A 23,599-nucleotide genomic window follows, 5' to 3' on the forward strand; every position below is an offset into this window, starting at 1 on the left:
ATCTTGATGCTAATCATAGTAATGGACAGACCAAAATGGAAGACCGGGGGCAGGTCAGGCCAGGGCCGGTTCCAGTGGCAGCAGGCTGGCAATGCGTTCGTTCCAGGCTTCCGGGGCGCCGAACAGAATGCGATCGAGTTTCGACCTCTTGTAGAACAGCTGCAGGTCGTACTCCCAGGTGTATCCGATCGCGCCGTGAACGGTGAGGGCCGAATCGGCCAATTCCGCGCACTGCTGCGTCACTTGGGCCTTGGCCGCCGCCGCGTGCAGCGCGCTCTCGGGTAGGTGCTCATCGAGAGAAGCACCCGCGAAAAGCGTTACGGAATAAGACGATTCAACGGCCACCAGCATCTGGGCCGCGGCGTGCTTCACCGCCTGGAACGCGGCGATCGGCCGACCGAATTGCTTGCGCTGCTTGGCGTATTGAACCGTCATGTCGAGCATGCGCTCAGCAGCTCCAAGCGTGTCGGCGGCCACCAGTACGGCTGCTCGGGTGGCCACCCGCGACCACGTGTCAGCGCTGCCGCCGACCTCGAGGGTCCGTGCCGGTGCCTCGTGGAACAGGATGTCGGCGGCGGCGCGGGTCCGGTCCAGCAATGCCCGGGGACGGACGTCCACGCCTGGCGCGTCGCGATCGACGACGACCAGCTGTTGGCCATCGGTATCGGTCGGTACGATGAATCGCCTGGCGCCATCAGCGGCTAGGACACAAGGGATTTCACCTGTGACCGTGCCGTTGTGCCACCGCACCGAGGAACCGGTTGCCGGTATTCGGTCGCAGCGGATCGCCAGCACACTCAACTCATCGCCCGAGGCGGCTGCTCGGGCGATGTCCGGCTCCGCGCCGAGCGTCACGTCGGCCAAGGCCCGCGCCAGCCATCGTGCGGAAGGCGCTGCAGAACGGCCTAATTCGCGAGCAGTCAACACCAGTTCCAGCAAGCCGCCGCCCTGGCCGCCGCGTGATTCGTCGAATCCGACGCCGGCCCAGCCCGCTTCGGCCAGCGCCTCGTCAAAGCTGTGCTGGTCGTCGGCGCCGGACCAGGACCGGACCTGCTCCGAGGTTGCGGTACCGTCGAGCCAGTCGCGCAGCGATTCGACGTACAGATTCTGCTCGTCGGATAGTTCCCAGTGCATTGATGTCTCCGCAGGTTGTGGGCGATGTCAGGTGCTAAGGTCTGACCATTGGATCGATAGAGGAGGCGTGATGGACGGTGAGAGCCCGATGCGGTCGGCGATCACGCTCGGACCCGTCGATGTTCCCAAGGCGCCGGACGTGCTGGCCCGTGAACTCCGTGAGCGCATCCTCAGCGGAGAACTGCCAGAAGGCGCTGCCCTGCCGGCCGAGCGCGAGCTGGTCAAGCAAACCCAGATGAGCCGGGCGACGGTCCGGGAGGCACTGCGGATCCTGGAAGTCCAGAACCTCGTGCGGGTCAAGGCAGGTCGGGCCGGTGGTGCCTTCGTTCAACGCCCGAGCACGGCCTCGATGGCCAACACCGTGAGCATGCTGATACGGGGTAGACAGATAAAACTGGCCGACCTCATGGAAACCAGAGAGGCGCTTGAGCCTTTCTGCGCCGAACTCGCCGCCACCAAGCGGACGAACGAGGATCTGGAGCGCCTGGAGCGTGCGAACGACGCCATCGCCGATGCGAATGCCGATCTCGCACGCTTTTTGCAGGCCAACCTCGACTGGCACGTCGGTGTTGCCGTCGCGAGTCACAACGAACTGTTGATCGGCTTCATGACCGGTCTCTCGCAGGCGATCTACGCCGGTACGGAGAACGCCTCGTTCATCGACGAGTCGGTTCGCGACGTCACGACTCGGGCGCACAGGTCGATCACCCGAGCGATCCGTGAGCGCGACGCGGCAGCCGCCGGCCGACGGATGCGCCGGCACGTGCACTCCTATGCGTCGGCGGCCCTGGAAGTCGATCAACGCGACTCCATCACGGTCGAGGACTGACGGCCGACCGTCTGCCGAATGTGGTCGACGGTCTCCGGGTTTTCGGCACCCGACAGATCCCCCGGATCGGTCCCCAGCGCTGCCGCGCGGATCGCGCGCCGCAATATCTTGGCCGACCGGGTCTTGGGCAGCGCGTCGACTCGCCAGACCCTCGACGGCGCGAACGGCTTGCCGAGGTTCTGGCCGACGATGTCCTTGAGCTCCCGCGATACTGCCGTTTCGTCGACCTCCGTTGGATTGCGCGCCACCCAGAATGCCCACACTGCTTCGCCTTTGACCGAATCTGGCACGCCGACGGCGGCGGCCTCGCTCACCGCGGGATGAGTGGCCAGGGCGGCCTCGACCTCGGCCGGCGCGAGCCGCTTGCCTGCGACGTTCATGACATCGTCAGAACGGCCGAGGATGAACCACTGGCCGTCCTCGTCGACCATGGCGAAGTCCCCGTGCGTCCACACGCCGGGGAAGCGGGACCAGTAGGCGTCCAGGTAGCGCTGGTCGTCCTTCCAGACCCCCCGGGTCATCGACGGCCACGGGTGGCGGCATACCAGCTCTCCGACCTGTCCTCGTACCGAGCGGCCGTCCTGGTCGACGACGTCGACGTCCATTCCCAGAGATGGGCCGCCGAGTGAGCAACTGTGGATGGGCTCGACCGGGTAGGGAGCCAGGAATGAGCCGCCTACCTCGGTGCCGCCGGAGAAGTTGATCACCGGTACCCGACCGTCGAAGACGTCTCGGGCCAGCCAGTCGTAGGAGTCCGGATCCCAGGGCTCGCCGGTCGACCCGAGGACGTGGACCGAGGATAGGTCGCGGTCGTGTATTCGAGCTACGTCGGACCCTTTGAGCGTCCGGATCAGTGTCGGCGAGACGCCGAGCATCGAGATACCATGTCGCTCAACAAGATCCCACAGCCGATAGTTGTCGGGAACGTCCGGGGAGCCTTCGTAAAGCACCAGGGTGGCGCCGTTGGCATGGGTGCCGACGATCGACAGGGGTCCCATGATCCAGCCCATGTCGGTGATCCAGCAGAAGGCACTGGCACTGGTCATGTCGAAGGAGTAGGCGATTTCGCTTGCGGTCTTGACCAGGAAACCGGCATGGGTGTGCACCGCGCCCTTCGGACGTCCGGTGGTTCCCGAGGTGTAGCCCAGCATCAGTGGATGCATCGCGGGGACACGCTCGGTGAGCAGGTCGGCCGGATCGGCAGTCAGATCAGACCACTGAGTCACGGTCACCGTCGATTCGACATCGGTTGCTGCGCCAACATTGTCGACGACCACGAGGTGTTCGACGGTCGGGCAATCGGCCAGCGCGGCCGTCAGTTGTGGAAGCATCGCAACGGTGCGGCCGCGCCGGACGGTTCCGTCGGCGGCTACCACGGCCTTGACGTCCGCGTCGCGGAGCCGGGCGCCGATTGCCGCTGCCGCGAAGCCGGAGAACAGTGGGACCAGCACCGCCCCGATCGCGGCAACCGCATAGACCGCCACCACCGCCTCCGGAATCATCGGGACATAGAGCCCTACGGCGTCGCCGCGACCGATACCCAGCCGCCGGAGGCCGGCCGCCGCGCTGGCCACGCTGTCGGCCAACTCGCCGAAGGTCAGGTTGCGCCGCGATCCATCCTCGGCCTCGTGGCGCACGGCCACCCGGTCGGCGCCGGCGTCCCGCCAGCGACGCAGACAGAGATCGACGATGTTGAGCTCGGCTCCGACGAACCAGTCCGGGTGCTCGATACCGCGGGTGATGTCGAGGACTTTGGTGTGCGGGGTCGGGAAGGTGATGCCGAGATCGTCCAGCACGGCGTTCCAGTACCATGCCGGGTCGGCTACCGAACGCTCCCGCAGCTCGGTGATGTCCCGCAGGCCGTGCTTGTGCGCTAGCCGCGAAACATTGGCGTTGTCAACATAATCGGTCGTGGGAAACCAGATGTAGCTGCTCATCGCCGTCACTCTTTCGGCATTCCGAGGATGCGCTCGGCGACGATGTTGCGCTGGATGAACGTCGAACCGCCGGCGATCGCGGTACCCCGGGCTTGGTTGGCCAGCCGCAGCCAGCGTTCGCCTTCGGCGTCGCGGCCGACCGGATCCTTCTCCGCCAGTGTGAACTGGCCATCCACCGGGGACAGGGACAGGCCGAAGTCGGCGATGTCCTCCACCAGAGGGCAGAAGAACAGCTTGCCGATCGACGTCACCGGCCCGGGCGGTTGACCACTGGCTGCGCCGCTGATCACCCGTTGACTGATCGAATAATGGGTCAGTGCGCGGCCATAGAGGTCGGCGATGCGCTGCCGGATGAGCGGGTCGGCGCCCAGCGGTCGGCCGTCGTCACCGGCAAGCCCGGCAATTGAGCTGACCAGGTCGTTGACTGCGCCGGTGGTGTTGACCCGGCCCGTCGCGATCGCCACGCGCTCAAATGCCAGTGTTCCCATGGCGACCCGCCAGCCATCGTCCACCGCACCGAGGACGTCGTCGTCCGGGACGAAGACATCGTCGAGGAAGACCTCGTTGAACTCTGCTTCGCCCAGCATGTGTTCCAGCGGGCGGACCCGCACTCCCGGTGCTGCCATGTCGAGCAGAAAGTAGGTGATTCCGCGGTGTCGTGGTCCTCCGCCGGTGCGGGCCAACAGGATGGCGTGGGCCGCCAGTTGGGCGCGACTCGTCCAGATCTTCTGACCGGTGATCGTCCAGCCGCCGTCGACCTTCACTGCGGTCGTGCGCAACGACGCAAGGTCGGACCCGGACTCCGGTTCGGAGAAGAGCTGGCACCAGATGTGTTCGCCGGTAAGGATCGGCCGTAGGTAACGCTGCTGTTGCTCCGGTGTCCCGAAAGCGATGATCGTCGGGCCGCCGAAGTCCTCACCGATGATGTTCAGCCGCTCCGGGGCACCGGCGCGGTCCATCTCCTCGGTGAAGACCGCCTTGATCTTGGCGTCCGCCCCGCCCCCGCCGAATTCGGAGGGCCAGGACAGACCGGCGTAGCCGGCGTCGTACAACAGACGCTGCCAGCGTCCCCAGTACTCGCGCTTGTCCTCGAGCCGGTGCGGTTCTGGGCCGCCGAGTGTCGGCAACGTCTCGGTCAGCCAGGCCCGGATCTGACTGCGGAATTCCGCTTCCGCCGAGTTGTCTTTGAGTTCCATTGTCGTGGCTCTACTTTCCTGCTTCGACGATCTTGGCGGCTTGTTCGCGAAGCAGGTGCTTTTGCACCTTTCCGGTGGCCGTCATTGGGAGGCTGTCGACGCTGATGACCCGCTCCGGCGTCTTCTGGATAGCGACGCCGTGCTGGGTCAGGTAGGTCCTCAGGTCGTCCACGGACGGCGCCGGGTGGCCGGCGCGCGCGACGATGAAGGCGGCGACCCGTTCTCCGAGCCGGTGGTCGGGGTAGCCGACCACCGCCGAGTCACTGAGACCGGGGTGCGATACGAGATGTTCCTCGAGCTCTCGGGCGCTGATGTTCATGCCGCCCCGGATGATGATGTCCTTGAGCCGCCCGGTGACTCTGACGAAACCGTCTCGGTCCATGACCCCGATGTCGCCGGACCGCGAGAATCCATCGGGAGTGAGGAGTGCGGCGGTCTCCTCCGGATCGCCGAGATAACCGATCATGTGGGACGGTCCGCGGTAGGCGATGTCTCCTTCGGATCCCCGGGGTACCTCGTGGCCCTCCGCGTCGACGACAGCGACCTGATGTCCGGCCATCGCAGCGCCGTCGGAATCGAGGGCCCGTGTGGGGGCGTCGTTGACCGTGCAGGTCGTGGTCATCAGGTTCTCGCTGCGACCGTAGAGACTCAGGACCTTGAGATGGGGCAGTGTGGTGTGCGCTCGCTCGACGACGGCCCGTGGAATCGGGGCTCCAGCGCATGTCCACAGCCGCAGGCTGGACAGGTCGTGGCGACTCGGGTCGAACGCTTCCAATAGCATCTGGAGGAATGTGGTGGCGGTGACAGCCTGAGTGCACGAGAACTCGGCTACTTCTGCTGCGCCGCGCCGAGGTTCCCACTCGGCCATCAGATGTGTTGCGGCCCCGTTGAGTAGGGGCAGCAAGACGCTGGTCACCAGACCGGTGGTGTGCGTTATCGGCGAGGGACCGAACTGCACGTCGGACTGGGTATAGCCAAAGGCACTGGTCAGGCTACGAGCTCCCGAGCAATAGGTGTTGAACGTATGCACACAACCCTTCGGTCGCGAGGTCGTCCCGGAGGTGTAGACGATCACGAAGGGTTCGTCGGGGCTCGGCTGGGCGGGCAGATCAGATCCGGACGGCACACGGGTATCTCGCGCCAAGTCCAAAGGTGTTACACCACTGTTCATTTCGCCGGCGGCCAGCAACCCGGCAGCATCCGCGCGTGCGGTCAGTATCTCCAATTTCGGGTAGTCACCGCGAATATCGCGATACATCCCCAGATAATCGAAGCCTTTGAACGTCGACGGCGCGATGACTGCCCGCGCCTCGGCGTGCCCGAGTACGTAGCTGGCTTCTTCGCGGCGGTAGATCGGCATGATCGGCACGGTGATGATCCCGAGCCGGGACAGCGCCGCCACCACTTCGATGAATTCGACCCAGTTGGGGAGTTGGACCGCGACGGTGTCACCGGCCCGCCAACCGCGTGCGTGGAAACCGGCGGCCAGCCGCAGCGCGGAATCGTGCAGCTCGCGGTAGGTGAGCGAGCGTTGCCCGTCGGTGGCGAACACCTTGTCCGGGCGGCTGTCGGCCTGCAGCGAGAGCAGGTCGTAAAAGGTCTCATGGCTCCACAGACCCGCGGCGCGATAGGCATCGATGTCCTCGGGCGCATGGCGATCGGTGTATTTACCAGGCTTCATCGCTGCTCACCCCTTCGATGATATGCGAAACCTTATTATGGTCAGACCAAAATATCACGGCGCCATCCTCAGCGGTTGCGCCAAACGGGGGCGCGTTTGTGCTTGAACGCGTGCACTCCCTCGACGAGGTCTTCGGTCGTGAAAGCCAGAGCTAGTTGGGCTTGCAGGTAATCCAGGGCGGCATCGAGCGGCAGGTCCCGCGTCGCATCGAGTGCCTTCTTGCCCAGCCCCAGCAGCAGTGGCGACTTTGACGCGATGGCAGCCACCCAGTCACGTACGGCCGCGTCGAACTGGTCGTCGGGTACGACCCGGTTGAGCAGGCCGAGGTCGAGCGCCTCGGATGCGGACAACAGTCGCCCGGTCATCATCAGCTCGTTGGCGGCCAGTCGACCGGTATTGCGGAAGATGAGCGCGGAGATCATGAACGGGAATGCGCCGATGTTGATTTCCGGGCAACCCAATCGGATGGACTGTTTGGCGATGACCAGATCGCAGGCCAGGGCGATTCCGAGCGCCCCGGCCAGGACGTCGCCGTTGGCCGCGCAGATCACCGGCTTGTCGATCGCCGCCAGGGTTCGGTAGAGATCTGGAAAGCGTTTCAGTCCAGCATATTTGGTGATCGTCGAACGGGTGTCGGCGAACGCGTCCAGGTTGCCGCCCGAGGAGAACACCTTCTCGTGCGAAGAGGTCAGGACGATCACCCGCACCTGTGGGTCCGTGGCGGCGCGGCGCAGCGCCTCCAACAACTGATCGAGCAGCTCGTCGGACAAGGCGTTCCGGCGTGCCGGATCATCGAGGGTCACGTAGGCCGCCGACGGCGCGTCCGGCTCTGGGCCGGTGGTGCGCACGTCGTAGGCGACAAGGTGGCTCATGCATTCTCCAGTACGGTCTTGCCGAATCCCCGAGAGGTCTCGAGGTGTTGATGTGCTCTGGCTGCTTCGTCCAGCGGGAAGGTCCGGTCGATGACCGGGGGAGGCACCCGGTAGTCGGTGAGCAGCCGCAGCAGACCGGCGAAGTCGCGAACGGTGCCCATCGTGGTCCCGAGCAGGTCGTACTGGCCGAAGTAGAACCGGCGGACGTCTATCTCGGCGACCTCGGCGGCGTTGGCTCCCAGCACCACCAGCCGGCCCCCGGGCCGTAGTGCCCGAATCGATTCCGGCCAGCGGCCAACCGGGTCGAGAATGAGGTCGAAGCCGGCGCCTGAGGGCGACAACTGCCGGGCCTGTTCCGGCCAGTCGGGCTCGGTGTGCAGCACGCCGCCGGCGGCGCCCTCGGCGACTGCGGCACCGATCTTGTGCGTAGACGAGGATGTGACGGTGATCGATGCACCGGCGTGTGAGGCCAATTGTACTGCCATGGAGGCGATTCCGCCGCCGGCGCCGACCACCAACATCGATTCGCCGGCTCGCAGCCGGCCCCGGCTGAACAAGGCACGGTAGGTTGTCAGCCCCACCAGCGGGAGGGCCGCCGCCTGAGCCCAACTGAATCCGGCCGGCTTTGGCGCAAGGCATTCCGCCGGCACGCTGACCAGTTCTGCGTAGGTGCCGCAGATGTGGTCACCAAGAATCTGCCAGTCAGCCCCGGGGGCGTCGTCGCGCTCACCCCAGTACAGCGATGGCACGATCACCACGGGCTCACCGGTGTCGCGGCGGATTCCGGCACCGTCGGCGCCGATGATGTGCGGCAGCGGGGAGCGATACCGGCCCTCGCGCACCAGCACATCATGCCAATTCAGCGCTGCGGCTTTGAGTTCGACAGTGACCCAGCCGGGTCTGTCGGTCGGGTTCGGGAACGAGTCGGGTTGCAAGACCGTGGGGTCACCGAAGTCGCGGATGACGACTGCGTGCACGGGTCTCAGGCCAGGCCGAGTTGAGTCAGTAGCGCCACGGTGTTCCAGTAAGCGTGTACCGACACGGCTTTACCGGTCTCGTCGACTTCCCAGACATCCATTCCGGTCACGTCGAATGCCCGGCCGGTGGGGGGTACTCCGGGTGGGAATCCTTCGCCGGTGTGGGTGCCCGCCATCCGCCACTCCTGGGTAACCCGGTTGTTGGCGGCATCGACCAGGGGCTCACCCACTGGGTGGAAGGCCATGTCCGGGAATCCGGTCCAGGCCGCGGTGAAGAAGTCGGCGGCGCTGTGGTGATCGGTGATCGGAACCGGCAGAGACGGGTCCTGCCATTCGACGGTTTCGGATATCACGTCCAGTGCGGTGGCCAGGTCGCGTTGATTCCAGGCTGCGAAATAGCGGCGCGGGTAGTCGGCAAGGGCGGTCGGCTCGTGAACCATGGCGTCACGCTAATTGCGGGGCAGGTCGAGCTGCGTCTCCCTTAGGGGGGTTTTTCAACCACCAGAAGGGCCTTCGTAGCGCGATGGGAGTCAGCGGCTGAGGAACCAGAAGACCAGGATTACCGTGGTCACCACGATCGGCCAGATCTCGAAGGCGATGCGAACCGGTCGAGGCGCAGTGCGAAGCTCCATGAAATCCAGGATGACGTAGCGGACTTTCACCGCGGCGATCAGAAAGGTCCCGACCACGGCCACGACCGGGCTGAATGCGTTCTTGGACAAACCCCATGTCGTCACCACCGTGGCCAGGATGAGGCCCAGCCACACCAGGGTGGCGCGCAGCCGCAGTACCGACATCAGCCCGCCCTCAGCAAGTAGAGCAGCGGGAAAAGCACGACCCACAACATGTCGACCAGATGCCAGTAGGACGCCACGCACTCCGGCACCACCCGATTCGAGCTGTGGTAGCTGCCGGTACGCGCCTTGCACCAAACGAAGGTCAACAGGCCGGTGCCGAAGACTACGTGGATCAGATGGATACCGGTCAGGGTGAAGTACCACATGAAGAAGCTGTTGGTCGCCGGTGTGATGCCGTGCGAGAACTTCAAGAAGTACTCGATGCCCTTGGAAACCACGAACATCAAACCGGTCAGCACCGCGCCGAGGAGGTAGCGCGATGCGGCGCCGGGAAGATCTCGCTTGAGCGCCTGTATGGCGATGGCCACGCACCATGAGCTGGTCAGCAGGATGACCGTATCGATGCCGCCGAAGTTGGGGTTGAGCGTGTGCCGGGAGGCCTCGAACAGCGCAGGATCTTTCAGGCGGTCCTGCATGAAGGTCAGGAAGAGGATCGCGAAGAAGACCGCGTCCGCGCCGATGGCGACCCAGACGCCGTCCACACCGGGAAGACGTCGGGCATGCGATCCGGCCGATGTCGGGGTTGCCACCAGCTCAGGCGCCGGCACGCGCTGCTGCAGCCTCCTCAGCCTTGACCCGATCGATGCCCTTGATGACGTAGTAGGACAGCGAGGGAATCCAGAAGAACCAGCTGAAGAAGGCGATCCAGAAGCTGATCACGCCGTTGAACGCCAGCGGTCCGGTGGTGACGAACGGAATGGCACTCACCGAGAAGAACGATGCGAAGGTCACCCAGCCCCACCAGACCACCGGGCTCGGCACGAGCTTCTTGAGCCGCTTGTCGCGGGCGAACACGATGCTGACCGCCGCGATCTGCAATGAGGTGACGAAGTATGCCAGGTCGAAGGTCAGCCAGCCCATCCAGTAGAGCATGTGCATGATCTCGGGACTGAGGCTGTTGACTTCGTGGGCGGCGGTGAGCCAGATCGCCATGGTGATCGTCACGGGGGCGCAGGTGATCGTGCCCCCCAGATATTCGACCTTCGACAGAATCCCGCCACGGCCTTCGACCGCCTCCATCAGCCGGGAGACCGCGATGCTCCACGCCATGTAGAACGCCGTCATCGTGAGGCACACGCTCAGCGCGATCAACAACGGTGTCCGGAACTCCTGGAAGTGTGCCTTGACCTCTTCACCGGTGGCGCTGGGCGGGAAGGGCGGCATGTTGCGTCCGACAATCCCCCACAGCACGAACACCGCGAACAGGAAGACGGGCCCACACCACGCCAGCACCTTCCACATTCGGTAGTCCGTCCCGTAAGGTGCCGGTGCTACCGCGGTGTTGGGGGCTCCGCTGATACCGGGATCGATACTGGTTGCCACGTGGGCCTCCTCGTGTTTCGACGGGCCGAAAGCCTCTGTGCCAGTGATGTTGCCCACATCCGTGATCGAAAACGTCCCCACTCGGGAGTGATCTCGTGGCCCCTTTGGGGTAGCCGCACGTCTTCGATTGCTAGGCGAACGACACTTCCACCGACCCGATGCCGTCGATCGTCGCGCAGTACGTGCTACCCGGTATGGCTGGAACCATCGGCCCCAGCGCCCCGGAGAGCACGATGTGCCCGGCGCGCAGCGGAGATCCGTTGTCGCGCGCCCGCTCAGCCAGCCACTGTAAGGCGATCAGTGGGCTGCCCAGGCAGTCGGCGCCGCGCCCCTGCGACACCGGCGCGCCATCCCGGGTGAGCTGCATGGTCCGGGAGACGAAGTCGATGTCGGAAACGGGTTGAGCCCCATCGCCCAACACGAACAGCGCCGAGGAGCCGTTGTCGGCGATCGTGTCGACGATGCTGATCGACCAGTCCCGGATTCGTGAGTCGACGATTTCGATGGCTGGCAGGGCCCGTCCCGCAGCGGCACGGACCGTTGACTGGGAGATGTCGTCGACCAAGTCGGCGCTCAGCACGAAGGCGATCTCCGCCTCCACTTTGGGTTGCAACAGCGTCCCGGCCGGGACCGTCGATCCGGTGCGGAGTCGCATTTCCGAGAACAGCACGCCGGAATCGGGTTGGTCCACTCCGAGTTGGCGCTGAACGGCGGGCGAGGTCAGGCCGATCTTGTGCCCGACGATGGTGCGGCCACGGCTCAGCGAATCCTCGGTGATCAGATTCTGCACCGCGTAGGCCGCATCAATATCGTTGTCGCCGAGGATATCTCGTACCGGCTTACACTGCTGTCGGGCGTCGGCCGCGGCGATCAGTCGATCGGCGGCGCTGCGCAGGTGGGTTGTCGGCAGGGGCATGGTTCTTCGGTCCTTCCGGGCGTCAGCCCATACTGGCGCCGCCGTTGACGTAGATGGTCTGTCCGGTCACGAACCCGCTGTCGTCGCCGGCCAGGAAGGCCACCATCGCGGCTACCTCCGCCGGGTCGCCCGGCCGGCCGAGTGGGATCATCGCGGTGCCCTGCTCGACGACCTGCAGCAACCGGGCCGGGGCGGCGCCGGAGGCGAAGAGGGCGGAGAGCTCGGGGGTGCGGACGTAGCACGGTGCGACGGTGTTGGCCGTGATACCCGAGTCGGCGAACTCCCGGGCCAGACCGGTGACCATGGCGTGCACCCCGCCTTTGGCGGCGTTGTAGATGGCGTGGTCCATCAAACCGGTACGAACAGAATCGGCGCCTACGTTGACGATCCTGCCGTGGCCCCGGGAGATCATGTGCGGCAGGACCGCCCGCACACATCTGATCGTGGTCCACAGGTTGTTGTCGATGGTCGCCTGCAGGGTCTCTTCGGTGTGCTCCAGCGTCGGTGCGATGACTCCACCACCGGCGTTGTTCACCAGAATGTCGACGTGGCCGAGCGACTGCACCGCAGCGGTCACCAGATCTGCCGCCACGTCGGGTGTGTGCAGCTCGCCGACAAAGCCTCCGGTGACCGGGATAGAACCCGTTACTCGATCAAGGTCGGCCTGAGATCGGGTGACGGCGAAAACCCTTGCCCCGTCGGCGATCAGTCGCTCGGCGATACCGAGGCCGATTCCGGAGGACGCACCGGTCACGATCGCGGTCCGACCATCGAGTCGGCTGCTCACAGGATGATCGCCACGTCGGCGACCTGCCGCAGATCGGTCATGTCCAACTCGACTCGCTTGTAGGCGATTCGTAAGCTGCCCTCGACTCGACGCAGCCGGTAGCGGTACTTGCCGACGTAGGCACTCGACTTGCCCGCTCTGAACCGCCATACGGTGAACGCGGCGCTCACGGCGATCTCCTCACCAGCCGGACCCAGCGGCTCCACCCGGACGTTGAACACCTGATGGTTACTGCGCGAATGTGGGTACTCGCGGTGCGCTCTGCGATTGTTCAGTCGTTCCACCCTGGCCTGCATGCGGCGGTAATCGTCGTCGATGAGCAGCAGGTCGCGTACCGGGTCGGCGTCGAGCTTGTCGTTGCAGGGCACCTCGTACTTGGCGTCGACGGTGTACAGCTCCAACCATCCGTCCAGATCCCATGAATCGAGCAGGGCGGCTTCGTGATACAGAAATTCCTCGATCGCGGCCCGAGTCACGACCGCCGCGGTCACCGCTCACCGCCCAGATCAGCTGCTTCACCCATCTGCTGCTGCCAGCGTCGCCAGTACTCGCGCATCTGTTCCTCGTCGTTGGCCATCGGCCCCCGACCCATACCGCGGGAGATGTCGTTCCACTCGCAGCCGCCGCTGGAAAAGCCTTGCTGGCAGGATTCGAGCGCCTCGATATCGTCCGGGGTGGCGAAGCCGCCCGGCCCAAGGAAAGTGAGGAAGCTGTCGAGTCGGCGATCGCGCAAGCTGGCCGGCTCGTCGCTGGGAGCCAATTCCCACGCGGTGACGTCCACCCGGTTTGGCCTGGGGGAGAACATCGTTCGCACCGTGACTGCCATGATGTCATTGATGATCAGGTTCGGGTAGATGACCAGATTCCGATTCACCTCGCACATCTTGCGAGCGCGTTCCGCGCCGTGGCGCTCGATCAGTTCGGCACGGATACGGTCGATCTCGACTTTTGCCTGTTCGCCGAAGAGCGGTTCCCACTTGGCGACCGGCCGACCCCAGGGCGAGGAGTATTCGATGACGGCGTGACCGTTTCCCAGGCTGACGGCTTCGCCGAGCACCCCACCTTGCATATCGGTGCCCAGCGACACCAGGTATTTGAAGTAGGTGTCGTGGGTGGACGCCGCGTGGTAGCCGTCCACGCTGTTCTCGATCAGTAACTTGTAATTGGCGTCGAAGCTGTATTCGTTGGTGCCTTTGATGATCTCGACGGCGCCACCGCAGCCGTCGATCACCATGTCGATGTAGTCCCTCGCACCGGCCAGCCAGGTCGTGAGGTCGACGATGTCGTGGTCATAGCTGGCGAACACGAAGCCGCGGTAGGACTCGACTCTGGCCACTCTGGCCAGCCCGAGCTCCTCGAAGTTCAGTCCGTTGGCGTATCCGTCGCGGTCGGGTACACCCTTGAGGGTGCCTTCACTGTCGAACGACCAAGCATGGTAGAAGCACTGAAACACCTTGGCATTGCCCGAGTCTTGGCGGCACACCAGCGCGCCGCGGTGAGTGCAGGTGTTGTGGAAGACGTTGACGTTGCCGCTCTTTGCGCCGCGGACCATGAAGATTGGCCGGCCGGCGACGTTGCGGCGCACGAAGTCGCCCGGTTCGGGGATCTCCGACTCGTGGCCGACATAGAGCCAGGAATGCCCGAAGATCCGCTCCACCTCGGCCCGATGGATCTGCTCGGACGTCATGGCCGAACGGTGTACCCGAAAGGTGTTCAGATCACGGTCGTCGACGACCACCGGGTTGCCGGCGGCAGGTCTATCCCGGTCGATTGTCGAGCGTTCGGCGGTGGTCATGAGCGCTCCAGGTAGTCGGCCACCAGAGCGGAGAATTCGTCAGCGCGCTCGATCTGGGTCCAGTGTCCGCACCGGCTGAACACGTGTAGGTCGGCATGGGGAAGGAGGTCCAGCATGGTCAGCGAGACCGCAAGTGGCACGACTTTGTCCTCGCGGCCGTGCACCAGCAGGGTGGGAATGGTGATGGTGCGAACCTCGTCAGCTGTGATGGCCAACTCGGAACCCTTGTGCCTGGGGTCGAAGAACATCGCCCGGTAGGCCTCGTACGCGCCGTCGGCGACGCTGGCCTCATACCTGATCGTGACCAGATCCTCGGTGATGAGCTCTGGGTTCACTGCGAAGAAGGTCTTCAGCAGCTGACGCATGGCCTCGGGTGAGGGTTCATAGGCCCGTAGCGCGGCAAGTCCCTCGGTCGGCGTCATTCCGACACCGGGGGAGCCCATCAGCACCATTCTGCTGATCCGTTCCGGATGGTCAGTGGCCATCTGCAGGGCGATGCGGCCGCCGAGGGAGTTGCCGACGATGGCGGTGCGGTCGATGCCCTTCGCGTCCAGGAACGACCACACGTGGTCGGTCCAGGTCCGCAACGAGTAGACGACGTCGTCCGGACGCTCGGTAGCACCGAATCCGACGATGTCAGGAGCCAGGACATGAAAGCGTTCCGCGACGGGCCCGATAGTGAGCTGCCAGTTCGCCGTCGCGGAGACTCCAGGTCCGGAACCATGCAGCATCAGCACCGCAGCCCCCGAGCCTGCCTCCAGGTAGGCGGTGGTGATACCACCGGCGTCGATGGTGTGGGATTGGGCCACTGTGAACGTCATCGAGGGCCTCCTTCCTCTTCCGCATAGATCGCGAAGCACTTGTTGGAGTTGAAGACACTGGTCAGGACGAGTTCTGACCAGCTGAGTTCCAGCCCGAGTTCGGCGATCGCACCGGTCATGCAGAACCAATTCAGCATCTCCTGCTGGCCCGACGCGATGAGGTCCGATGTCGTCGTCGTCTGCCATGCCTCCCAGTCGGCGTCGGTCAGCAAACCGTAGAGCCTCAGGTCGGAGTCGGTGTCGGGGGTCAGACGCCAGGTCTTGTCCACGAGGAAGGCGTGCGACCAACTCGATGACGCCACCAGCGCGACCCGCAGGTCGGTAGCGGCGAATGCCTGCGCGACGGCGCGGCCCAGGGCGAAGCAGCGTGCCGGTGACGGGCCGACCGGGTCCAGACGTTCTCCTATGCTCTGCGCGAAGGTGACCAACCCTCCGCGGCGGGCTATCACGTGCGGTCCGTAGCAGTTCACCGTGATCGGCAGCAGCGGATGGCCGAAGGCCGAGCCCGCATCTGGGTAGTCCAGGAACAGCTGGGTGTTGACGATTGAATGAGGAAAGGCCGCGTCCGCACGCTTACGGTAGGAGTAGGCCATGTCGAATCCGCGCTCGATGAGTTCGCTCGTCAACCACCGACCGGTGTCGGAGCTGCCGCGCACCGTGATGGTCGTGTCGTCGGGCAGACCCCAGGCATTGGGGCTACCCCGCTCGGTCATGAGCTCGAACGGCTCCACGCGCAGATCGTCGTATGCCAACACACAAAAGGGCGGCACGACTTCCTCGCGGAAGTTCTCGTACTGATCATCGCCCCAGACGACCACGACGTCCGGTTCGAACTCGTCCAAGGCGGCGCGGCAGCGAGCAAGGTTGTCGACCAATGCCTTTCGATGCTCTGCTGCCGCGGTCACTCCCTTGTCAGCGCCCCATTCGCGTCGCATCGGTCCCGACCAGTTCGATGGGTCCTTCGCCGTCTCCGGGATGTCGGGGTCGGCAAGTGTCCAGCGCAGCAGGCTGGCCATGTGGTCGTCAGTTCCTGCCAGCAATGGGTAGTGGGTCAGGCCCAGTCCAAGGAAGTGCGCCATAGATGCTCTCCAGGTTTGTTCGTGTGATGCGGTCAGTGAGATCGTCGGGGAGGTCGGCGACGATGTGATCGATGGGATCGGGCACGGCAGGGAATGGATAGTCGGTACCGAAAACCACGTGGTCGGCGCCCACCACCTCGATCGCGGCCAACAATGCGGTTCGGTTGTAGGTCAGCGAGTCGCACCACAGTGAGGTGGCCACTCGGCTAGGTAGCTGCGCCGAATCGGCTGGCATTCCGCCGATTTCGGCTCCCTTGTCCAGCCGGCCTATGATCGCGGGGAGCGCCCCACCACCGTGTGCGAGGCACAGTCGAACGCCGGGTCGCCGGATGATCGCGCCGCTGGTGAGGAGTGACGCTGCCGCGGTGGCAGTTTCGATGGGCATTCCGGCCCCGAAACCCATTGCCAGTCCGGCCATTCGGCTAGGCAGGTCCTCGTCGCGCGGGTGGACCAAGACTAAAGCGCCCAACTCCGCAGCCACCGCGAAGAATCGGTCGAATTCTTCGTCCGAAAGTTCGCGGCCCTGCACCTGGGTGGCGATCTCGACGCCGAGGAAGCCGGGACGACCCATACACCGGCGCAGTTCGGCGACCGCGAGGTCAGGGTCTTGAAGTGCGACGGCGCCCAGCGCTGCGAACCGCGTCGGGTGTGTACCGACCAACCGGGCGAAGAAGTCGTTCTGGATGGCGGCGAGCTCCGCCGCGCCGGCTGGGTCCGCGTCATAGCAGAAGGTCACTGGTATCTGTGAAATGACCTGCAGCGCAACCCCGTCACGATCCATGTCGGCCAAGCGAACGTCCACAGACCAGCATCGGTGGTCGATCTGACGGTAGCGGCGCTCACCATAGTTGAGCCAGGCGGTGGTTTCGCCGGTGCGTTCCACGCTCGGCCAGCGGTCGAGGCCGTAGCGCTCGATGAGGGCAGGAAGGTCTGGATCGATGGCGTGGGTGTGCACGTCGACCAGAGCGGTGCGGGGCGGGGAGCTCATCGCGACCTCGAAGGGTGGGGGAGGGGATCGCTGACAGCCTAGAATATTGTGCATCCATAATTCAAGATGTTTATGCAGAATGGTGTGGATCACATCACTGCGATGGTAGGAGTACAGGGTGCGCCCAGGTTCGCTGCAGCCCGAAACCCCACGCGTAGTGGGGATCTCGTGGGTACGGCTGATATCAGGGGTGCTGCGGGGTGTGCGGCGTGCGACCGGGGTCGTCTGCCCGGATGAGGTCGCGGTCGTGACGATTGATGGCGTCGACGAACGACACATGGTCATGGACGGCGATCGCGGCCACGATGTCGTCGTGGACGGCAATGCTGGCCGCGACGATCGGCTCATGATCGCTGACAAAGGTCACTCGGCTCAACACGGCCCTGATGCTGGTGATGATGAGCTGGTGCATTCCTTCGAGCACTGGAATGTGTGCTGCGGCCGCGACCACGGCGTGAAAGTTCAATACCGCGTCGAAGAACTCGCGTGCCTCACGGCTGGCCCGCATGTGCATCATCGCCTCGCGCATCGCTGCGATGTCCTCGCTGCCGGCGCGCTCGAAGGCCGCCTTGGTCAGTCCGAATTCGAGATAGAGCCGGGCCTCGAAGAGGTCGAGGGGATGAGGATTGGAGGGCTGGAACCACAGGTCCAGCGCGCCAGTTCGGACCTGCGGCGGGGTGTTGGCGACGGTGATGCCGCCGCCTGGTCCGGGCCGTACCGACACCAGGTCCCGATCGCGCAGAATCCGCAACGTCTCGTTCATCACCGTTGGGCTGATACCGAACCGATCCATCAGTTCCGCGCGCCGGCCGAGATGAGCTCCTACCGGGAGACGCCCGGACATGATCTCGTGCTCGAGGTCGGCGGCCACCACTTCGGCCCGCGACGAGCGCGCCGCCGGTTCACGGCGTGCCATTCGAGGCCTCCTTCAGCAGCAACGATCCCGAACACCGAGATAGTAACTTCCAGGAGCCGACGATGAACGAATCCAGTCCGGCAAGCCGGGCCTATCGGGCCGGGCAATGGCTCGCCAACGGCGGTGTGGACCTGGCGCCCCATCAACGCCTGCGGCGCATCGAATTCGTCGACGAGTTGCCCAAGGCCATCTCGGGAAAGATCCGTCGTGTCGAACTGCGCGACCGCGAGAACGCCCTCGAGTCGATCCCGGCAGAGTTTCGAGACCGTTGAGCGCCTTGCTCGCCATCGGCTTTGGTATTATGGTATGACCAAAATTCCCAGATGCCCACCGGGAATCCCCGCCAGTGGGCCTTCAATGACGAAGGGCGACAACATGACTGACTTCACCGATATCACCTACGAGGTTGACAACGGCTTGGCCTGGATCACGATCAACCGCCCTGATCGCTACAACTCCTTCCGGGCCCGAACCGTTGACGAGCTGATCAAGGCCTTCAAGCTGGCCTGGGGCAGTTCCGAGGTCGGTGTGATCTGCCTGACCGGCGCTGGGGAGAAGGCGTTCTGCACCGGTGGCGACCAGAGACAGCGCGCCGAGACCGGCGACTACGGTCCGTCGGACAGCGGTTTGTTCGAGGTGGATTCGCTGCACCGGGTGATCCGGGATGCGCCGAAGCCGGTGATCGCAGCGGTCAACGGATTCGCCATCGGCGGTGGGCACGTCCTGCACGTGCTCTGTGATCTGACCATCGCCTCGGAGAGCGCGATCTTCGGCCAGAACGGTCCGCGGGTCGGCTCGTTCGATGCCGGCTTCGGCACCGGCTACCTCGCCCGGGTGGTCGGTGAGAAACGGGCCCGGGAGATCTGGTTCCTGTGCCGCCGGTACTCGGCGCAGCAGGCCTATGAATGGGGATTGGTCAACAAGGTGGTGCCTGCTGACCAGCTCAGGGCTGAGGTGCGTGCGTGGGCCGATGAGATCCTGCAGCTGTCGCCGACCTCCTTGAAGGTGCTCAAGCAGTCGTTCAACGCCGACACTGAACAATTCGCCTCCCTCGGTCAGATGGCCTACTCCAACCTGAAACTCTTCGGTGAGACGCCGGAGGCCAAGGAGGGTGTGACGGCCTTCAACGAGAAGCGGTTGCCTGACTTCGCGCCGTACCGGGGCAACTGAGGTGTCGCTGTTCACTGCAGAGCAACAAGATTTCGCTGACGCGATCGAACAGTTCTGTGTGGACAATTGCGGCACGGTCGAACAACGCGATTCGCTGACCGACGGCGGCACGCTGTCGAACAGTCCTGGGTTGCTTCTCGCGCTCGCCGAGTTGGGCTGGTTGGGAGTGTCTCTTCCGGCTCAGTACGGCGGCGGTGGTGCGGGCATGGTGGAGGAGTGCATCTTCCTCGAGGAGACGGCACGTGGACTGGCGCCGATCCATGCCTACGGAACTGGCTTGACGGCCGCGCAGACCTATCTGCGGCACGGAACCGAGGACCAGAAGATGGAAGTGCTCGGCAATCTGTGTAGCGGCCGCTTCGAGGCGATCGCACTATCCGAACCTGGCGCCGGATCCGACCTGGGATCTGTTCGCACCCGGGCGATTCGAGACGGGGATCGGTTCATCGTCAATGGGCAGAAAACGTGGATCACCGCCGCCCATCTCGCCGACCATCTGTTGGTGCTAACCCGGACGTCAAGCGAGGGTTCCAAACACCAAGGGCTGACGCTGATGTACTCGACCACCGACGCGCCCGGTCTCGAGATCAAGCCTATCCAGACCATGGACGGTCACACCGTCAACGAGGTGTTCTTCACCGATGTGTCGGTGCCTGCCGCCAACGTCGTCGGCGGCGTAGGCGACGCCTGGCACCGGTTGATGCGCGGCTTGAACGTCGAGCGGCTGATCATCGCAGCGATGTCGATCGGCGCGGCGAGGCGCTCCGTGCAAGACACCATCGCCTATGTCAAGCAACGCGAACAGTTCGGTCGGTCGCTGGGCATGTTTCAAGCCGTTCGACACCGGATAGCGGATCTGGTCGCGGAGATCGATTGTTGTCGTTCCTACGTCTACCAGGTGGCGGCACAGATCGATGCCGGGCTGGAGGCGCAGCTCGCAAGGGAAGGGGCTATCGCCAAGCTCAAATGCACCGAGGTGGCCAAACGTGCAGCGTTGGAAGGTGTGCAATTGATGGGTGGCAACGGTTACACCGTCGAGTACGGGATGGAGCTGCAAGTCCGAAAAGCGCTGGCGCCGCCGATCTATGGGGGAGCCAACGAGGTCCAGCGGGACATCATTGCGAAGGCTCTTGACCTGTGAGCATCTATTCAACGACTGCGCTCGCCGGCAAGCGAATCCTCATCACCGGCGGTGGGACCGGACTGGGTCGCGGCGTCGCTGCCCGGCTGGTGGCACACGGCGCCCACGTGCACATCTGGGGACGGCGGGAGAATGTCCTCGCCGAGGCCGTAGCGGCGATCTCGGCCGATCGTCCCGGCGTCGCGCATTACCAGGCGGTCAATGTCCGCGACTTCGATGCGGTATCCGCTGCTGTAGAGGATATTTGGGCTCACTACGGACCACTGACAGGACTGCTGAACAACGCGGCCGCGAACTTCATCGCCCCCACCACCAGCCTGAGTCCGCGGGCCTTCGACGCAGTCACGTCGACGGTGATGACAGGCTCGTTCAACACTACCCTGGCGGTCGGCAGGCGTTGGATCGCAGAGGGATTACGCGGTTCGGTACTGTCCAACCTCACTACCTGGGTATGGAGTGGATCGGCATTCGTGGTGCCATCGGCGATGGCAAAAGCCGCTGTTCACGCGATGACGATGTCGCTGGCCGTGGAATGGGGCCGCTACGGCATCCGGCTCAATGCCCTTGCACCGGGACCCATTCCGACCGAGTATGCCTGGGAGATGCTCAACCCGACTGCCGAGAGTTCAGCGGGAGCAACTCAGGCCGAACAGATTCCACTCGGGCGCACGGGCACGATCGAGGAACTGGCCAATCTGACGATCTTCGCGTTCTCGGATGCGTGTGACTATCTGACCGGTGAGACCATCGCGATGGATGGTGGACAGCGGCTCGCCGGTCCGAATACGTTCGCCGCGCTGACGTCGATGAGTGAGAACGATTGGGTGCGGGCTCGTGAACGCAGCAAGTCGACCTCGGCGGCAGCAAAGGCCGAGCGCACGGTCTGAGGAGACACCATGAAAGTGATCGCGTCGATCGACGATGCGCTGGCGTTGGCCGGTGCCGAGCTGGGGGTCAGCGACTGGCTCCTGGTCGACCAGGACCGAATTGACACGTTTGCCGAAGCAACGGGCGACCACCAATGGATCCACGTCGACCAGGTCCGGGCACGCGCTGAAAGCCCCTACGGCGCCACGATCGCGCATGGCCTGCTGACTTTGTCTCTGATCCCTGCTCTGAGCAAGCAGTGCTTCGTCGTTGACAAGGCCAAGATGGGCATCAACTACGGATTGAACAAGGTGCGCTTCGTGGCGCCGGTGCCGGTGGGCTCACGTCTGCGGGTGCGGTGCCGGCTCGTCGAGGTGTTACCGACCGAAGACGGTGTCACCACAGTCAATCTCACGGTGCAACACACCGTCGAGATCGACGGTGCCGACAAGCCCGCCGCCGTCGCGGAGATGATCGGGCGTTACGTCTTCTGATGGATCCGTACGTGCTGGCCGGTCGGTATCGCGGCGCCGATTCGGTTCCTGTTGCGCTGACATCGTCCTTGTGCGCACTGGTCGGGCTCGGAATGGCTGTCGCAGGTACCGCAGCCGACAGCGGGAACTGTCTCCTGGTAGGCGTGGCCGTTGGCGTGTTCGGGCCCGTCGTGGTCCGGCTGGGGGCGCGACGCGTCGCTGGTGACGAGGCCACACCGCCGGGTCAGGCTGGCTTGCCGTTCACGGCGACGACGACCGATCGTTCGAGATTGCCAGCGCCGGATTGATCGCCACGGTCTGGCGACGACACCCCTGGCGGCGTGTGTCGCTGCCGGCCAGCGTCTCGGTGACCATCGGCAACCCGGCCATCAGTGATGCCCCATGATCCAAACTCCAGACGCCTCTTGCCGTTCCCCGTGCTCCACGTTGTGACTATCGGCGTCAGGAGCCGGGTGGCAACAACATCGATTGCCACGTCTTGTCTGTCTGGGTGGCGGGCAGAGCAGTATTCGGTGCGTCGGGAAGGGGTGCGGCGGACGCCGGTGCGAGCTGCGGGATGTCCTGTCCCGACAGCGTCGCATTCGGGTCGCCTTTCCAGTTGTAGCCGTCGTTCAGGGGCACGTACTGTTCGTCGCTCTCGCAGAGCTTGACCGTGGGGGCGCGCTTGCCTGGCCGGGTCTCGCATGGGATGTTGCGTGCCCCGCGGACATTGAACGGTGAGTCCTGCGGGGTGCGGCAGTACAGGTCCCCCGGTGCCCGGTCGGGATAGTCGGTCAGACTCGCGTCCCTGGCTTGCTGGGCAGGAAGGAATCCCGTCGTGCAGGCCGGTGGGAGGTTCACGTTGAGGTTGAAGGAGAGATATTCGCCCTTATAGGCCTGCTTGGTGTTCGCGTTGGCGAGGAAGGTGCCTTGACCGGATGCGACTGCCTGGGGAAGCGTCACGAGCAATTGCTCGATACTGTTCTGATAGTCGATACCCACTTGACCCACGCTGGCGAGATTGGCCGCCAGGACGGGCAATGTGGGTTTGAGTCGCTCCACCAGTCGACGGGCTTCCTCGGAGGTGACGACGATTCCTTGCTGACCGATGAAGCCCGAGACTGCGTCATTGTGGCTTTGCAGGTCGCTGGTGACTGTGGCCAGGTGCGCCGCCCACGCTCGGATTGCCTGCGCCGACTGACTTTGCGAGTCCAGTACTGGTTTCGAGTTGTCGATGAGGCTGATCAACGGGTCGAGGTTCTTGCGTGCATCGATCGCCAACGTTGTTGATCCTTTGACGATTTCGGAGAGCTGTGGACCGAGGCCGCCGACTGCGGTGTAGGCCTCGTCGATCGCTGTCTTGAGGTTTTCCCGAGGGATGGCCTGCAGACCGGTGTTCGCCGCATCGAGTAATGAATTGATGTCTGGAGGCACCGAGGTATCGGAAATCGGAATGATGTCGCCATCTTTGAGGGGCCGTGAGGACCCGTTGCGGGGAATCAGATTGACGTACTGCTCACCGATGGCTGACTGACTGTGCACCTCTGCCTTGAGATCCGACGGAATATCGATACCCGACTTCAGTGACAGGACGGCGCGGACACCGGTATCGGTGAGCTTTACCGTCTGGACCCTTCCCACTTCGACACCGCGGTAGGTCACGTTGCCTGTTCCGTAGAGTCCACCGCTCTCGGGTAACTCCACGGTCACGGTGTAGCGTCCGATCCCGAACAATTTGGCCGGGAGCTTCAGGAACTGCAGGCTCATCACTGCGATCGCGATCAGCGCGATGGCGCAGAAGGTCGCGAGCTGGATCAACATTCGTCTGTTCAAATGCACG

26 protein-coding genes are annotated in these 23,599 nt (G+C 64.3%); 6 read left to right on the forward strand and 20 right to left on the reverse strand.

The annotated features are described in order from the left end of the window. Window positions 1-54: 54 nt before the first annotated feature. Complete coding sequence (locus G6N35_RS00840; protein ID WP_163802378.1) at window positions 55-1,134, reverse strand: acyl-CoA dehydrogenase family protein; 1,080 nt, start codon at window positions 1,132-1,134, stop codon at window positions 55-57. An 88-nt stretch (window positions 1,135-1,222) separates the two neighbouring features. On the opposite strand from G6N35_RS00840, the gene G6N35_RS00845 reads away from it, so the two are divergent. Further along, window positions 1,223-1,963: a FadR/GntR family transcriptional regulator gene (locus G6N35_RS00845; protein ID WP_246224157.1), complete on the forward strand. Its 741-nt coding sequence runs from the start codon at window positions 1,223-1,225 to the stop codon at window positions 1,961-1,963. Here the strand turns inward: G6N35_RS00845 and G6N35_RS00850 are convergent. The 17 genes from G6N35_RS00850 to G6N35_RS00930 form a co-directional block, all read right to left on the reverse strand. Next, window positions 1,933-3,900 (reverse strand): AMP-binding protein, encoded by a 1,968-nt coding sequence (locus G6N35_RS00850; RefSeq protein WP_163802382.1) that lies wholly within the window; start codon window positions 3,898-3,900, stop codon window positions 1,933-1,935. The two genes, G6N35_RS00845 and G6N35_RS00850, sit on opposite strands and share 31 nt — an antisense overlap. 5 nt (window positions 3,901-3,905) lie before the next feature. Continuing rightward, a complete protein-coding gene (locus G6N35_RS00855; RefSeq protein WP_163802384.1) occupies window positions 3,906-5,096 on the reverse strand; it encodes an acyl-CoA dehydrogenase family protein in 1,191 nt (396 codons plus the stop codon). A gap of 10 nt (window positions 5,097-5,106) precedes the next feature. After that, a complete protein-coding gene (locus tag G6N35_RS00860; protein WP_163802386.1) occupies window positions 5,107-6,777 on the reverse strand; it encodes an AMP-binding protein in 1,671 nt (556 codons plus the stop codon). Window positions 6,778-6,845: 68 nt separating this feature from the next. Next, a complete protein-coding gene (locus tag G6N35_RS00865) occupies window positions 6,846-7,649 on the reverse strand; it encodes an enoyl-CoA hydratase/isomerase family protein (protein WP_163802388.1) in 804 nt (267 codons plus the stop codon). Further along, window positions 7,646-8,626: a quinone oxidoreductase family protein gene (locus G6N35_RS00870; protein WP_163802390.1), complete on the reverse strand. Its 981-nt coding sequence runs from the start codon at window positions 8,624-8,626 to the stop codon at window positions 7,646-7,648. Before G6N35_RS00870 ends, G6N35_RS00865 begins: the two co-directional genes overlap by 4 nt. A 5-nt stretch (window positions 8,627-8,631) precedes the next feature. Next, window positions 8,632-9,066, reverse strand: coding sequence for an ester cyclase (locus G6N35_RS00875; protein WP_163802392.1), 435 nt, complete (start codon window positions 9,064-9,066; stop codon window positions 8,632-8,634). 90 nt (window positions 9,067-9,156) lie between these two features. Next, a complete protein-coding gene (locus G6N35_RS00880; RefSeq protein ID WP_163802394.1) occupies window positions 9,157-9,423 on the reverse strand; it encodes a cytochrome C oxidase subunit IV family protein in 267 nt (88 codons plus the stop codon). Beyond that, entirely contained in the window at window positions 9,423-9,965 is a 543-nt protein-coding gene (locus G6N35_RS00885; protein WP_163802396.1) for a cytochrome c oxidase subunit 3, read from the reverse strand. Before G6N35_RS00885 ends, G6N35_RS00880 begins: the two co-directional genes overlap by 1 nt. Window positions 9,966-10,017: 52 nt before the next feature. Further along, a complete protein-coding gene (locus G6N35_RS00890; protein ID WP_163802398.1) occupies window positions 10,018-10,806 on the reverse strand; it encodes a hypothetical protein in 789 nt (262 codons plus the stop codon). 130 nt (window positions 10,807-10,936) lie between these two features. Then, window positions 10,937-11,722, reverse strand: a complete 786-nt coding sequence (locus tag G6N35_RS00895; protein WP_163802400.1) for a 2-keto-4-pentenoate hydratase — start codon at window positions 11,720-11,722, stop codon at window positions 10,937-10,939. Window positions 11,723-11,744: 22 nt separating this feature from the next. Then, window positions 11,745-12,476: an SDR family NAD(P)-dependent oxidoreductase gene (locus G6N35_RS00900; RefSeq protein WP_246224158.1), complete on the reverse strand. Its 732-nt coding sequence runs from the start codon at window positions 12,474-12,476 to the stop codon at window positions 11,745-11,747. Window positions 12,477-12,505: 29 nt separating this feature from the next. Next, window positions 12,506-13,000 carry an aromatic-ring-hydroxylating dioxygenase subunit beta gene (locus G6N35_RS00905; RefSeq protein WP_163802404.1) on the reverse strand — a complete coding sequence of 165 codons (495 nt, stop codon included), beginning with the start codon at window positions 12,998-13,000 and terminating at the stop codon, window positions 12,506-12,508. Continuing rightward, the gene (locus G6N35_RS00910) at window positions 12,997-14,304 is read right to left on the reverse strand and encodes an aromatic ring-hydroxylating oxygenase subunit alpha (protein WP_163802406.1); all 1,308 of its coding nucleotides are present in this window, start codon (window positions 14,302-14,304) and stop codon (window positions 12,997-12,999) included. Before G6N35_RS00910 ends, G6N35_RS00905 begins: the two co-directional genes overlap by 4 nt. Next, on the reverse strand, window positions 14,301-15,125 hold the full coding sequence (locus G6N35_RS00915; RefSeq protein ID WP_163802408.1) for an alpha/beta fold hydrolase: 825 nt from the start codon (window positions 15,123-15,125) through the stop codon (window positions 14,301-14,303). Before G6N35_RS00915 ends, G6N35_RS00910 begins: the two co-directional genes overlap by 4 nt. Next, window positions 15,122-16,204 (reverse strand): DODA-type extradiol aromatic ring-opening family dioxygenase, encoded by a 1,083-nt coding sequence (locus G6N35_RS00920; protein ID WP_163802409.1) that lies wholly within the window; start codon window positions 16,202-16,204, stop codon window positions 15,122-15,124. The genes G6N35_RS00915 and G6N35_RS00920 overlap by 4 nt, the downstream gene beginning before the upstream one ends. Further along, window positions 16,149-17,285, reverse strand: coding sequence for an amidohydrolase family protein (locus G6N35_RS00925; protein ID WP_246224159.1), 1,137 nt, complete (start codon window positions 17,283-17,285; stop codon window positions 16,149-16,151). Before G6N35_RS00925 ends, G6N35_RS00920 begins: the two co-directional genes overlap by 56 nt. Window positions 17,286-17,376: 91 nt before the next feature. After that, window positions 17,377-18,108: a FadR/GntR family transcriptional regulator gene (locus G6N35_RS00930; RefSeq protein ID WP_163802411.1), complete on the reverse strand. Its 732-nt coding sequence runs from the start codon at window positions 18,106-18,108 to the stop codon at window positions 17,377-17,379. Window positions 18,109-18,170: 62 nt separating this feature from the next. On the opposite strand from G6N35_RS00930, the gene G6N35_RS00935 reads away from it, so the two are divergent. From G6N35_RS00935 to G6N35_RS00955, 5 genes are all read left to right on the forward strand, one after another. Continuing rightward, window positions 18,171-18,380: a hypothetical protein gene (locus tag G6N35_RS00935; RefSeq protein WP_170313102.1), complete on the forward strand. Its 210-nt coding sequence runs from the start codon at window positions 18,171-18,173 to the stop codon at window positions 18,378-18,380. Window positions 18,381-18,483: 103 nt separating this feature from the next. Beyond that, window positions 18,484-19,278 carry an enoyl-CoA hydratase-related protein gene (locus G6N35_RS00940; protein WP_163802412.1) on the forward strand — a complete coding sequence of 265 codons (795 nt, stop codon included), beginning with the start codon at window positions 18,484-18,486 and terminating at the stop codon, window positions 19,276-19,278. Between the two features lie 7 nt (window positions 19,279-19,285). Further along, window positions 19,286-20,419 carry an acyl-CoA dehydrogenase family protein gene (locus G6N35_RS00945; RefSeq protein ID WP_163807388.1) on the forward strand — a complete coding sequence of 378 codons (1,134 nt, stop codon included), beginning with the start codon at window positions 19,286-19,288 and terminating at the stop codon, window positions 20,417-20,419. Continuing rightward, window positions 20,416-21,306 (forward strand): SDR family oxidoreductase, encoded by an 891-nt coding sequence (locus G6N35_RS00950; protein WP_163802415.1) that lies wholly within the window; start codon window positions 20,416-20,418, stop codon window positions 21,304-21,306. The genes G6N35_RS00945 and G6N35_RS00950 overlap by 4 nt, the downstream gene beginning before the upstream one ends. Before the next feature lie 9 nt (window positions 21,307-21,315). After that, window positions 21,316-21,780 (forward strand): MaoC family dehydratase, encoded by a 465-nt coding sequence (locus G6N35_RS00955; RefSeq protein ID WP_163802417.1) that lies wholly within the window; start codon window positions 21,316-21,318, stop codon window positions 21,778-21,780. Window positions 21,781-22,020: 240 nt separating this feature from the next. On the opposite strand, the gene G6N35_RS27560 is transcribed toward G6N35_RS00955, so the two are convergent. Together G6N35_RS27560 and G6N35_RS00960 are read right to left on the reverse strand one after the other, a co-directional pair. Further along, window positions 22,021-22,149 (reverse strand): hypothetical protein, encoded by a 129-nt coding sequence (locus G6N35_RS27560; RefSeq protein ID WP_281356949.1) that lies wholly within the window; start codon window positions 22,147-22,149, stop codon window positions 22,021-22,023. A gap of 72 nt (window positions 22,150-22,221) precedes the next feature. Next, the gene (locus tag G6N35_RS00960) at window positions 22,222-23,598 is read right to left on the reverse strand and encodes an MCE family protein (RefSeq protein ID WP_163802419.1); all 1,377 of its coding nucleotides are present in this window, start codon (window positions 23,596-23,598) and stop codon (window positions 22,222-22,224) included. Window position 23,599 lies beyond the last annotated feature (1 nt).

The sequence above is a fragment of the Mycolicibacterium anyangense genome (assembly GCF_010731855.1).
In the GTDB taxonomy this organism is placed as follows: Bacteria; Actinomycetota; Actinomycetes; order Mycobacteriales; family Mycobacteriaceae; genus Mycobacterium; species Mycobacterium anyangense.

What these genes read in the sequence shown, in the direction of transcription:
- G6N35_RS00840 (WP_163802378.1), bottom strand. Translation starts at nt 1,134, where the DNA reads ATGCACTGGGAACTATCCGACGAGCAGAATCTGTACGTCGAATCGCTG.
- G6N35_RS00845 (WP_246224157.1), top strand. Translation starts at nt 1,223, where the DNA reads ATGCGGTCGGCGATCACGCTCGGACCCGTCGATGTTCCCAAGGCGCCG.
- G6N35_RS00850 (WP_163802382.1), bottom strand. Translation starts at nt 3,900, where the DNA reads ATGAGCAGCTACATCTGGTTTCCCACGACCGATTATGTTGACAACGCC.
- G6N35_RS00855 (WP_163802384.1), bottom strand. Translation starts at nt 5,096, where the DNA reads ATGGAACTCAAAGACAACTCGGCGGAAGCGGAATTCCGCAGTCAGATC.
- G6N35_RS00860 (WP_163802386.1), bottom strand. Translation starts at nt 6,777, where the DNA reads ATGAAGCCTGGTAAATACACCGATCGCCATGCGCCCGAGGACATCGAT.
- G6N35_RS00865 (WP_163802388.1), bottom strand. Translation starts at nt 7,649, where the DNA reads ATGAGCCACCTTGTCGCCTACGACGTGCGCACCACCGGCCCAGAGCCG.
- G6N35_RS00875 (WP_163802392.1), bottom strand. Translation starts at nt 9,066, where the DNA reads ATGGTTCACGAGCCGACCGCCCTTGCCGACTACCCGCGCCGCTATTTC.
- G6N35_RS00880 (WP_163802394.1), bottom strand. Translation starts at nt 9,423, where the DNA reads ATGTCGGTACTGCGGCTGCGCGCCACCCTGGTGTGGCTGGGCCTCATC.
- G6N35_RS00895 (WP_163802400.1), bottom strand. Translation starts at nt 11,722, where the DNA reads ATGCCCCTGCCGACAACCCACCTGCGCAGCGCCGCCGATCGACTGATC.
- G6N35_RS00910 (WP_163802406.1), bottom strand. Translation starts at nt 14,304, where the DNA reads ATGACCACCGCCGAACGCTCGACAATCGACCGGGATAGACCTGCCGCC.
- G6N35_RS00915 (WP_163802408.1), bottom strand. Translation starts at nt 15,125, where the DNA reads ATGACGTTCACAGTGGCCCAATCCCACACCATCGACGCCGGTGGTATC.
- G6N35_RS00920 (WP_163802409.1), bottom strand. Translation starts at nt 16,204, where the DNA reads ATGGCGCACTTCCTTGGACTGGGCCTGACCCACTACCCATTGCTGGCA.
- G6N35_RS00930 (WP_163802411.1), bottom strand. Translation starts at nt 18,108, where the DNA reads ATGGCACGCCGTGAACCGGCGGCGCGCTCGTCGCGGGCCGAAGTGGTG.
- G6N35_RS00935 (WP_170313102.1), top strand. Translation starts at nt 18,171, where the DNA reads ATGAACGAATCCAGTCCGGCAAGCCGGGCCTATCGGGCCGGGCAATGG.
- G6N35_RS00940 (WP_163802412.1), top strand. Translation starts at nt 18,484, where the DNA reads ATGACTGACTTCACCGATATCACCTACGAGGTTGACAACGGCTTGGCC.
- G6N35_RS00955 (WP_163802417.1), top strand. Translation starts at nt 21,316, where the DNA reads ATGAAAGTGATCGCGTCGATCGACGATGCGCTGGCGTTGGCCGGTGCC.
- G6N35_RS27560 (WP_281356949.1), bottom strand. Translation starts at nt 22,149, where the DNA reads ATGGCCGGGTTGCCGATGGTCACCGAGACGCTGGCCGGCAGCGACACA.